Origin of the sequence: Kitasatospora sp. NPDC059571 (genome assembly GCF_042735675.1) — a bacterium.
Classification (GTDB): Bacteria; Actinomycetota; Actinomycetes; order Streptomycetales; family Streptomycetaceae; genus Kitasatospora.
This window is the reverse complement of sequence record NZ_JBHWBW010000326.1, coordinates 1-9006: the sequence shown is the minus strand read 5'-3', so window position 1 is coordinate 9006 and position 9006 is coordinate 1. Positions and strand designations below refer to the sequence as shown.

The 9006-nt window shown below is 74.3% G+C and carries 11 protein-coding genes; 10 read left to right on the top strand and 1 reads right to left on the bottom strand.

Translation table 11 applies throughout. From position 1 onward, the window contains the following. The first annotated feature begins 294 nt into the window (after positions 1–294). The 6 genes from ACFV0G_RS28015 (at position 295) to ACFV0G_RS27990 (ending at position 4621) form a co-directional block, all read left to right on the top strand. On the top strand, positions 295–807 hold the full coding sequence (locus ACFV0G_RS28015) for a cysteine dioxygenase (RefSeq protein ID WP_380553790.1): 513 nt from the start codon (positions 295–297) through the stop codon (positions 805–807). Then, positions 801–1196, top strand: coding sequence for a rhodanese-like domain-containing protein (locus ACFV0G_RS28010; protein WP_380553787.1), 396 nt, complete (start codon positions 801–803; stop codon positions 1194–1196). The genes ACFV0G_RS28015 and ACFV0G_RS28010 overlap by 7 nt, the downstream gene beginning before the upstream one ends. Positions 1197–1286: 90 nt before the next feature. Next, complete coding sequence (locus ACFV0G_RS28005) at positions 1287–2369, top strand: ABC transporter ATP-binding protein (protein ID WP_380553784.1); 1083 nt, start codon at positions 1287–1289, stop codon at positions 2367–2369. After that, the gene (locus ACFV0G_RS28000) at positions 2359–3018 is read left to right on the top strand and encodes an ABC transporter permease (RefSeq protein WP_380553781.1); all 660 of its coding nucleotides are present in this window, start codon (positions 2359–2361) and stop codon (positions 3016–3018) included. Before ACFV0G_RS28005 ends, ACFV0G_RS28000 begins: the two co-directional genes overlap by 11 nt. Then, positions 3015–3710: an ABC transporter permease gene (locus tag ACFV0G_RS27995; RefSeq protein ID WP_380553778.1), complete on the top strand. Its 696-nt coding sequence runs from the start codon at positions 3015–3017 to the stop codon at positions 3708–3710. The genes ACFV0G_RS28000 and ACFV0G_RS27995 overlap by 4 nt, the downstream gene beginning before the upstream one ends. Next, positions 3707–4621 carry an ABC transporter substrate-binding protein gene (locus ACFV0G_RS27990; protein ID WP_380553775.1) on the top strand — a complete coding sequence of 305 codons (915 nt, stop codon included), beginning with the start codon at positions 3707–3709 and terminating at the stop codon, positions 4619–4621. The genes ACFV0G_RS27995 and ACFV0G_RS27990 overlap by 4 nt, the downstream gene beginning before the upstream one ends. 40 nt (positions 4622–4661) lie before the next feature. Here the strand turns inward: ACFV0G_RS27990 and ACFV0G_RS27985 are convergent, their stop codons facing one another. Further along, on the bottom strand, positions 4662–5099 hold the full coding sequence (locus tag ACFV0G_RS27985) for a MarR family winged helix-turn-helix transcriptional regulator (RefSeq protein ID WP_380553772.1): 438 nt from the start codon (positions 5097–5099) through the stop codon (positions 4662–4664). A 49-nt stretch (positions 5100–5148) separates the two neighbouring features. On the opposite strand from ACFV0G_RS27985, the gene ACFV0G_RS27980 reads away from it, so the two are divergent. The 4 genes from ACFV0G_RS27980 to ACFV0G_RS27965 all read left to right on the top strand — a co-directional run bounded on the left by ACFV0G_RS27980 (position 5149) and on the right by ACFV0G_RS27965 (position 8959). Beyond that, on the top strand, positions 5149–5892 hold the full coding sequence (locus ACFV0G_RS27980; protein ID WP_380553769.1) for a dienelactone hydrolase family protein: 744 nt from the start codon (positions 5149–5151) through the stop codon (positions 5890–5892). 2 nt (positions 5893–5894) lie between these two features. Next, entirely contained in the window at positions 5895–6161 is a 267-nt protein-coding gene (locus ACFV0G_RS27975) for a DUF6295 family protein (protein WP_380553766.1), read from the top strand. Between the two features lie 57 nt (positions 6162–6218). After that, positions 6219–7046 (top strand): class I SAM-dependent methyltransferase, encoded by an 828-nt coding sequence (locus ACFV0G_RS27970; protein WP_380553763.1) that lies wholly within the window; start codon positions 6219–6221, stop codon positions 7044–7046. Positions 7047–7201: 155 nt separating this feature from the next. Beyond that, a complete protein-coding gene (locus ACFV0G_RS27965) occupies positions 7202–8959 on the top strand; it encodes a glycosyl hydrolase family 18 protein (RefSeq protein ID WP_380553760.1) in 1758 nt (585 codons plus the stop codon). Positions 8960–9006 lie beyond the last annotated feature (47 nt).

The following is a 9006-nucleotide window of genomic DNA, read 5'->3' as shown; positions in this document are numbered from 1 at the left end:
GCACGGCCCGCCGGACGGCCCGCCGTGCCGCGCCCACCTGCCGGACCGGCTTGACTCCGGGCGCCGGCGTCGTGAACGATCGGCACATGAAGCCCGGCACCACCCTGGTCTGCCGCCTGCACGTCGATCTGCGACGCCAGGCGAGCGACATGTGTGCCCGCTGACGGTCCCCTCCCTCCCCGTGCCGCCTTCCGGGGCCAGGACCGTCCGCTCGTTCTGACGCTCGTTCCCCTCCGGCCGTCGTGCTGCCCCGCCGCACGACCGCCGCCGCCTCCGGTCACCCGAGGATGTGCCATGAGCCTGGACTTCGCCGTACCCGCAACCGACCCCGGGCGGGCCGACGGCACCGCCCGACCGCTGTCCCCGAACGCACTGCGCAGCATCGTCCGCGACCTCGCCGACCGGCCCGAGGAGTGGATCCACCGGGTCCGCCTGGCCACCGGCGACCGCTGGTACGAACGGCTCTCCGCGGCCGACGACCACGAGGTGTGGCTGATCAGCTGGCTGCCGGGCCAGTCCACCGGCTTCCACGACCACGGCGGCTCGCGCGGGGCGTTCACGGTCGCCCTCGGGGAGCTGGAGGAGCTGTCGCTCGGCGGCCCGGACGACGGACTGCTGGTGCGCCGGCTGCCGTCCGGCGCGGAGCGCGCGTTCGGCGCCGCCTACCTGCACGACGTCCGCAACACCTCCGCGGGGCCCGCGGTGACCATCCACGCGTACTCGCCGCCGCTGAGCTCGATGGCGCGCTACGACCTGCGGGCGCAGGGCCTCGTCCGCACCGCCGAGGAAGGACCGGAGCAGTGGTGACGATCGACGATCTGGTGGTCCGTTCGCGGGCCGGGGTGCACCGGCCGGGGCCGGCCGAGGCGCACCGCGCGGTGTCCGAGGGGGCACTGCTGGTGGACATCCGGCCGGCCGCGCAGCGGGCCCGCGAGGGCGGGATCCCGGGGGCGCTGGTCATCGAGCGGAACGTCCTGGAGTGGCGGCTCGACCCGGCCGGCAGCCACCACATCGAGGAGGCGTCGGACCACGACGTGCACTGGATCGTGGTCTGCTCGGAGGGCTACGCCTCCAGTCTGGCCGCCGCGAGCCTGCGCGAGCTCGGGCTGCACCGGGCGACCGACCTGGACGGCGGGTTCGTCGCCTGGGCGGCGGCCGGGCTGCCCACCCTTTCGGCGGACACGGGTTTGGCCTGACTGATCCATGGGGAGCCGATCAGGTGTTCGTTTGTCACATCCGCACCATCCGTACATCCGTCACGACACGTCAGGCGCCGGGAACCACCAGTGATCAGATTCGAGGGCGCGGGCAAGCGCCATCCGGACGGGACCGTCGCGGTCGAGGGCCTCGACCTCGACGTGCCGGCGGGCCGAATAACCGTGCTCGTCGGCCCGTCCGGCTGCGGTAAGACGACCATCCTGCGGATGGTGAACCGGATGGTCGAGCCGACCTCCGGCCGGGTCCTGCTGGACGGGCGCGACGTCGCCGGCCTGCGGCCGGCGGGCCTGCGCCGCGGCATCGGGTACGTCATCCAGCAGGCCGGGCTGTTCCCGCACCGCCGGGTGATCGACAACGTCGCCACCGTTCCGTACCTGCTGGGCTGGGACCGCAAGCGGGCCCGGGCCCGGGCGGCCGAGCTGCTGGAGCTGGTCGGCCTGGCCCCGGAGACCGCCCGCCGCTACCCGTACCAGCTGTCCGGCGGGCAGCAGCAGCGGGTCGGCGTCGCCCGGGCGCTCGCGGCCGACCCGCCGGTGCTGCTGATGGACGAGCCGTTCAGCGCGGTCGACCCGCTGGTGCGGGCCGGCCTCCAGGAGGAGCTGCTGCGGCTGCAGTCCGAGCTGAACAAGACGGTGCTGTTCGTCACGCACGACATCGAGGAGGCCGTCCGGCTCGGCGACCGCGTGGTGGTGCTCCGCGAGCACGGCCGGATCGCCCAGCTCGCCGACCCGCACACCCTGCTGACCGCGCCCGCGGACGAGCGGGTGGCCGCCTTCCTGGGCCGCGACCGCGGACTGCGCGGGCTCGGGCTGCGGCCCGCCGCCGGAATCCGCCTGGAGCCGCTCGCCGGCAGCCACCACGGCTGGCGGCTGGAGCTCGATGCGGACGGCCGGCCCGAGGCCTGGGCCCGCGGCGCGGAGCGTCGCCCCGCGCCCGGATTCGCACCCGCCGCCGACTCGCTGCGCGCCGCCCTGGACGCGGCGGTGCTCTCCCCCGCCGGCCTGGCCGTCGCCCTGGACGCCGGGGGCCTGGCCCTCGGGCTGGCCTCCCGCGCGGCCGTGCTGGCCGCCCTCGGCGCGGAACTCGCGGACGGCACGGAGACCGGCGGCGGCGCCGACCCGGACCGCGCGGAGGCACCCGGTGGACGGTGAACCGCTCGTCCGCTGGCACTGGATCGGCGGCCACCTGGCCTACCTGCGCGACCTCACCCTCGACCACGCGGTGATCTCGCTCGTCCCGGTGCTGATCGCGCTGCTGCTGGCCGTCCCGCTGGGGCTGCTCTGCGCCCGGCTGCCCCGGCTGTACCAGCCGCTCTCCGCCGTCTTCAACGTGGTGTACGCGCTGCCGTCGCTGGCGGTGTTCGTGGTGCTGATCCCGTACACCGGGCTGGCCACCCGGGCCACCGTGATGGTGCCGCTGACCTGCTACGCGCTGGCGGTGCTGCTGCCGGCCACCGTGGACGGGATGCGCGCCACCCCGGAGGCCGTCCGGCAGTCGGCGATCGCGATGGGCTACGGGCCGTGGCGCCGGCTCGCCGCGGTCGAACTCCCCGCCGCGGTACCGGCCCTGGTCGCCGGCGCGCGGGTGGCCGCGGTCTCCTCCATCTCGCTGGCCGCGGTCGGCGCCCTGGTGGGCCGCGGCGGCCTGGGCTACCTCTTCGTGGACGGCTTCCAGCGGACCTTCCCGACGCCGATCGTGGCCGGGATCGTGCTCGTCACCCTGCTGGCGCTGGCCGCCGACCTGGTGCTGGTGCTCGCCCGCCGGCTGCTCGCGCCGTGGGCCTCCGGGGGTGCCCGGTGAACTGGTACGACTGGCTGCACACCTTCTTCACCGCGCCGGCCCGGCAGTCCGGGCCGGACGCGATCGGCCACCGCATCGCCGAGCACCTGGTGTTCTGCGGCGAGGCGCTGGCCTGGTCGGCGCTGCTGGCCGTCCCGCTCGGCCTGCTGATCGGCTACACCGGCCGCGGCACGTTCGCGGTGACCGCGCTGACCGGCGCCGCCCGGGCGCTGCCCACCCTCGGCCTGGTCACACTCGCCGTGCTGCTCGCCGGCGTCGGCGACACCGCCGTGCTGGTGCCGCTGGTCGCCCTCGCCGCGCCGCCACTGCTGGTGGCCGCCGCGGAGGGCGTGCGCGGCACCGACCCGGAGGTCCGCGACGCCGCCCTCGGCATCGGCCTGACGCACGTCCAGGTGCTGCGCCAGGTCTGCCTGCCCGCCGCGCTGCCCACCCTGCTCGCGGGCCTGCGCACCGCCACCGTGCAGACCGTCGCCACCGCGACCGTAGCCGCCTACGTCGGCCTCGGCGGACTGGGCCGGTACGTGGTCGACGGCCTGGCGACCCGCGACTACCCGGCCACCGTCGGCGGCGCCCTGCTCGTGGTGCTGCTCGCGGTCGCCGCCCAACTGCTCTTCGCCGTCCTGATCCGTCTCGCACTGCCGCCGGGCGCCCGCGCCCGGCGGTCCGACCGCGCACCCAAGGAATCCACATGACGACCCGTCTGGTCCGTACCCTCGCCGCAGCCTCCCTCGTGCTGGGTGCGGCGGCCTGCTCCTCCTCCGGGGGCGGCGACCCGCTCGCGGCGGGCAGCAGCCCCGCCGCCACCCCGGCCGGCGGGAAGACCGTGGTGGTCGGTTCGGCCAATTTCCCGGAGAACGTGCTGCTCGCCTCGATCTACTCGCAGGCCCTGAAGGCCAAGGGCGTCAGCGTCCAGGAGAAGTTCAACATCGGCAGCCGCGAGGTGCTGTACGGGCAGCTGCAGAGCGGCGCGCTGACCGTGCTGCCGGAGTACAACGGCGCCCTGCTGGCCTACCTCGACCCGAAGACGACCGCCACCGGCACGCAGGCGGTCGGCGCCGAGCTCCAGCAGAAGCTGCCGGCCTCGCTGGCGGTGCTGGACCCGGCCGCGGCCGAGGACAAGGACTCGCTGACGGTCACCCAGGCCACCGCCGACCGGCTCGGCCTGAAGACGGTCGCCGACCTCGCGGGCAAGGCCGGCGACCTGGTGGTGGGCGGCCCGCCGGAGTTCAAGTCCCGCCGCGAGCAGCAGTTCAAGGACGCCTACGGGATCGGCTTCAAGGAGTGGAAGCTGACCGCCGACACCACGGCCAACGCGCTCAAGGACGGCACCGTCCAGGTCGGCAACGTCTTCACCACCGACCCGCGGATCGTCCAGTTCAAGCTGGTGCCGCTGGCCGACCCGAAGAACGTCTTCAGCGTGCAGAACGTCATCCCGCTGGTGAACAGGGCCGGGGTGGACGCCACCGCGACCGCCGCGCTCAACGCGGTCTCCGCCAAGCTCGACACCGCCGGGCTGACTGGCCTGATGAAGCGGGTCTCGGTCGACAAGGAGGACCCGTCGGCGGTCGCCAAGGACTGGCTGAAGGCCAACGGGTTGGGCTGAGCCTCCCGGGCCGCCCCGCCCGGGGCGGCCCGGCGGCCGGTCAGACCCGGTGCGCGACCCGCTCCAGCAGCGGGAGCGCCGCGGCCAGCTGCTCCTGCTCGGCCGGCGTCAGCTCCTCGGAGATGGCCCGGGCCAGGCGCCGGGACCGCTCCCGGCGGGCCCCGCGCAGGCCCTCCCGGCCCGCCTCGGTGAGCGAGACCAGGACCCGCCGCCCGTCGGTCGGGTCGGGCTCGCGTCCGACCAGTCCCCTGGCCCGCAGCGCGGCGACGATCGACCCCATGGACTGCGGACGGATCCCCTCGCCGGCGGCCAGCGCGCTCTGGGTGGCCGGGCCCTCTCGGTCCAGCCGTACCAGGACGGAGGTCTGCGAGAGGGTCAGTTCGCCGTCCGGCCGGAACCGCCGCAGCCGGCGGACCAGCGGCCCGAGGCAGGCCCGGAGGTCGATCGCGATCCGCTCCGGGTCGAGGGGGCTCGTCATGATCATCAGTATAGACTGTTCAGTCTCGACTTGTGATATAGCTGGCCGCATGAGCGATTCCCTCACTGCGACGACCGTCGAGATCACCGGCCACCACGGGGACGTTGTCGAGGCCTACCTGGCCCGGCCCGAGGGCGCGGACCGGCGCGGCGGCGTCGTCGTCATCCACCACATGCCCGGCTACGACCGCTCCACCAAGGAGATGGTCCGGCGCCTCGCCGAGCTCGGCTACGACGCGATCTGCCCGAACCTGCGCTACCGCGAGGCCCCCGGCGCGGCCCCGGACGACGCGGCCGCCACCGTCCGCGCGGCCGGCGGCGTGCCCGACGAGCGGCTGGTCGGCGACGTGGCGGGCGCCGCCGCGCACCTGCGGGAGCTGGACACCTCCAACGGCCGGGTCGGCGTGATCGGGCACTGCTCCGGCGGCCGGCAGGCCGTGCTGGCCGCCTGCGAGCTGGACCTGGACGCCGCGGTGGACTGCTACGGCGCGTTCGTCACCGGTACCCCGCCCGAGGGCTTCCCGCTGAAGGTCACCACCCTGGTGGACCGGCTGCCGCAGCTGCGCGCGCCACTGCTCGGCCTGTTCGGCGGCACCGACTCCTACCCCGGGCCGGAGCAGGTCGCCGAGCTGGCGCAGATCCTCACCGAGCACGGCAAGGCGCACGAGTTCCACACCTACCCGGAGGCCGGCCACGCCTTCTTCGCGGTCGACCGCCCGGCCTACAACGTGGCCGCGGCGAACGACGGCTGGGAGCGGATCGCCGCCTTCTTCGGCACGCACCTGGGGGCCTGACCGTGTGCACCTACACCACCGTCCGCGACGCGATCGACGGCAGCGCCAAGGGCCCCGGCGGCAGTTGGCTGCACGTCACCGACCTGACCGTGTACTTCGACCATCCCGTGCACGCGATGGCCGAGCACACGCTCAACATCGACCTCGCCGACCCGAGCCGCGGCCCGGGCGCCCGGGTCGCCCTGGAGCTGACCGCCGAGTCCGCCCGCCGGCTGGTCGCGGCCATCCAGGAGGCGTTGGCCGCCGTTCCGCCGGAGCTGGCGGTCTGACCGGCACCACCGAAATTCGGGCGACCGCGCCGGTCGCGGACGATCATCATGTCCGGCATGACCACTGACACCACGGACCCGTCCGTCACCCTGCGCCCGGAGATCCTCGCCTACTACGCCCGCGGCGAGGAACAGGGCCGGCTCCACCGGAGCCACAACCGCCTGGAGCTCTGGCGCACCCGGGACGTGCTGCGCAGGCTGCTCGGCCCGGGGCCGCTGCGGATCCTCGACGTCGGCGGCGGCGCCGGCATCCACGCCGAGTGGCTCGCCGCCGACGGGCACGAGGTCGACCTGGTCGACCCGGTGCCGCTGCACGTGGAACAGGCCGGTGCGCTGCCCGGCGTCCGGGCCGTGCTCGGCGACGCCCGCGCGCTGCCGGTGGAGGACGGCGGCCACGACGCCGTGCTGATGCTGGGCCCGCTCTACCACCTGCCCGAGCGCGCCGACCGGATCCGCTCGCTGGCCGAGGCCCGCCGGGCGGTGCGCCCCGGCGGGCTCGTGGTGGCCGCCACCATCAACCGCTTCGCCGGGCTGCACGACCAGCTGCGGGTGGAGCGCTACTTCGAGCCCGGGCCGCGCGAGGTCACCGACGCCTGCGTGGTGAGCGGCACGCTCGCCCACTCCCCCGACAGTCCGCTGTTCACCACCGCGTACTTCCACCGGGCCGGGGACGTCCCCGGGGAGTTCGCCGACGCCGGCCTCGACGTCACCGGCCAGTACGGCCTGGAGGGCGCGGCCTGGCTGATGGGCCCGGTGGAGGAGTGGCTGGACGATCCGGAGCGCCGGGGCACGGTGCTCGCCGCGCTGCGGTCCGCCGAGTCCGAACCGTCGCTGCTCGGGGTCAGCGGACACCTGCTCACCGCCGGTCGGGCACCGATGGGCTGATGAACAGTAAGGGTTCTTGACAGACGACTGGTCCAGACCAAAGATGGGTGCCGTTCTTCCGACCGGAACGCATCGTGGGGGTGTGACCGCCGGCCGGCCGTGCCTTCCCTGCACCGCCGCACCACCCGCCACGTCCGTCTTCCACGGGAGTACCCATGCGTCTGCAACGACCCCTGAGCGCCCTGCTCACCGGGTGTGCCACCCTGCTCGCCGCCGCCGGGATCGCCGTCGCCGGCGGCGGCGCGGCCCAGGCCGCCACCCCGCTGCCGCAGCACGTCTTCGCGCCGTACTTCGAGGCCTGGACGGGCGAGAGCCCGGCCGCGCTGGCCCAGCAGTCCGGCGCCAAGAACCTGACGATGGCGTTCATCCAGACCGCCCAGAAGGGCTCCTGCACGCCGTACTGGAACGGCGACAGCGGGATGCCGATCGCCTCCTCGACCTTCGGCTCCGACATCGCCGCGATCCGCGCGAACGGCGGCGACGTCATCCCCTCGCTCGGCGGCTACACCGCCGACTCCACCGGCACCGAACTGGCCGACAGCTGCACGGACGTCAACCAGATCGCCGCCGCGCTGGAGAAGATCGTCACCACGTACGACATCAGCCGGATCGACCTCGACGTCGAGGTCGACTCGCTGGACAACACGGCCGGCATCGACCGCCGCAACAAGGCGATCAAGCTGGTCGAGGACTGGGCCGCCGCCAACGGCCGCTCCGTGCAGTTCTCCTACACGCTGCCGACCACCACGGGCGGACTGGCCGCCAACGGCCTCAACGTGCTGAAGAACGCCGTCCAGAACAACGCGCGGATCGACGTCGTCAACCTGATGACCTTCGACTACTACGACAACGCCGCGCACAACATGGCCAACGACACCCAGACCGCCGCCACCGGCCTGTACAACCAGCTGGCCGCGCTCTACCCGTCGAAGACCGCCGCCCAGCTCTGGGCGTCCATCGGCGTCACCGAGATGCCCGGCGTGGACGACTTCGGCCCCGCCGAGACGTTCACCGTCGCCAACGCCACCGCGGTGTACAACTGGGCCGTCTCCAAGGGCATCAACACGCTCTCCTTCTGGGCCCTGCAGCGCGACAACGGCAGCTGCGCGGCGGCCGGCACCACGGGCGCCGACAACTGCTCCGGCATCGCGCAGAACACCTGGGACTTCAGCCACGTCTTCGCCCCGTTCACCTCGGGCAGCGGGACGGTCACCAATGACTTCTCGCTGGCGCTCGGCCCCGCCGCCGGCACGGTGACCGCGGGCGGCGGCACCACCGCCGCGCTCTCCACCGCCGTCACCGCCGGCTCCGCACAGACCGTCAACCTGTCGGTCAGCGGCGCCCCGGCCGGCGTCACCGCGAGCCTCAGCGCCTCCTCGGTCACCGCCGGAACGGGCGCCACCCTTACCGTCAGCACCACCGCCGCCGCGGCGCCGGGCAGCTACCCGCTGACCGTCACCGGCACCGCGCCCTCCGGCAGCCACAGCACCACCTACACGCTCACCGTCCAGGGCACCGGCGGCGGCGGTGGCGGCAGCATCGTCAACGGCGGCCTGGAGACCGGCGCGCTCGCGCCCTGGACCTGCCAGAGCGGCGGCGCCGTGGTCACCGCGCCCGCCCACTCCGGCACGCACGCCCTGCAGGCGGCCGCGACCTCCGGCCAGACCGGCGAGTGCGCGCAGAGCGTCACCCTCGCGCCCAACCACTCCTACACGCTGACCGCCTGGGTGCAGGGCAGCTACGCCTACGTCGGCGTCAGCGGCGGCGCCACCGCCTCCACCTGGGTGTCCTCGACCGGCTGGACGAAGCTGACCGTGCCGTTCACCACCGGGGCCAACGGCACCGTCTCGGTCTACCTGCACGGCTGGTACGCCCAGGGCAACGTCTACGGCGACGACTTCTCCATCGCCTGACGGTCCGACGGCTCCCGCAGGCCCGTCCGGCACCGCCCGGACGGGCC

Coding starts and splice junctions, on each gene's coding strand:
- ACFV0G_RS27980 (WP_380553769.1), top strand. CDS start 5,149: ATGAGCGATTCCCTCACTGCGACGACCGTCGAGATCACCGGCCACCAC.
- ACFV0G_RS27985 (WP_380553772.1), bottom strand. CDS start 5,099: ATGACGAGCCCCCTCGACCCGGAGCGGATCGCGATCGACCTCCGGGCC.
- ACFV0G_RS27970 (WP_380553763.1), top strand. CDS start 6,219: ATGACCACTGACACCACGGACCCGTCCGTCACCCTGCGCCCGGAGATC.
- ACFV0G_RS27965 (WP_380553760.1), top strand. CDS start 7,202: ATGCGTCTGCAACGACCCCTGAGCGCCCTGCTCACCGGGTGTGCCACC.
- ACFV0G_RS27990 (WP_380553775.1), top strand. CDS start 3,707: ATGACGACCCGTCTGGTCCGTACCCTCGCCGCAGCCTCCCTCGTGCTG.
- ACFV0G_RS28015 (WP_380553790.1), top strand. CDS start 295: ATGAGCCTGGACTTCGCCGTACCCGCAACCGACCCCGGGCGGGCCGAC.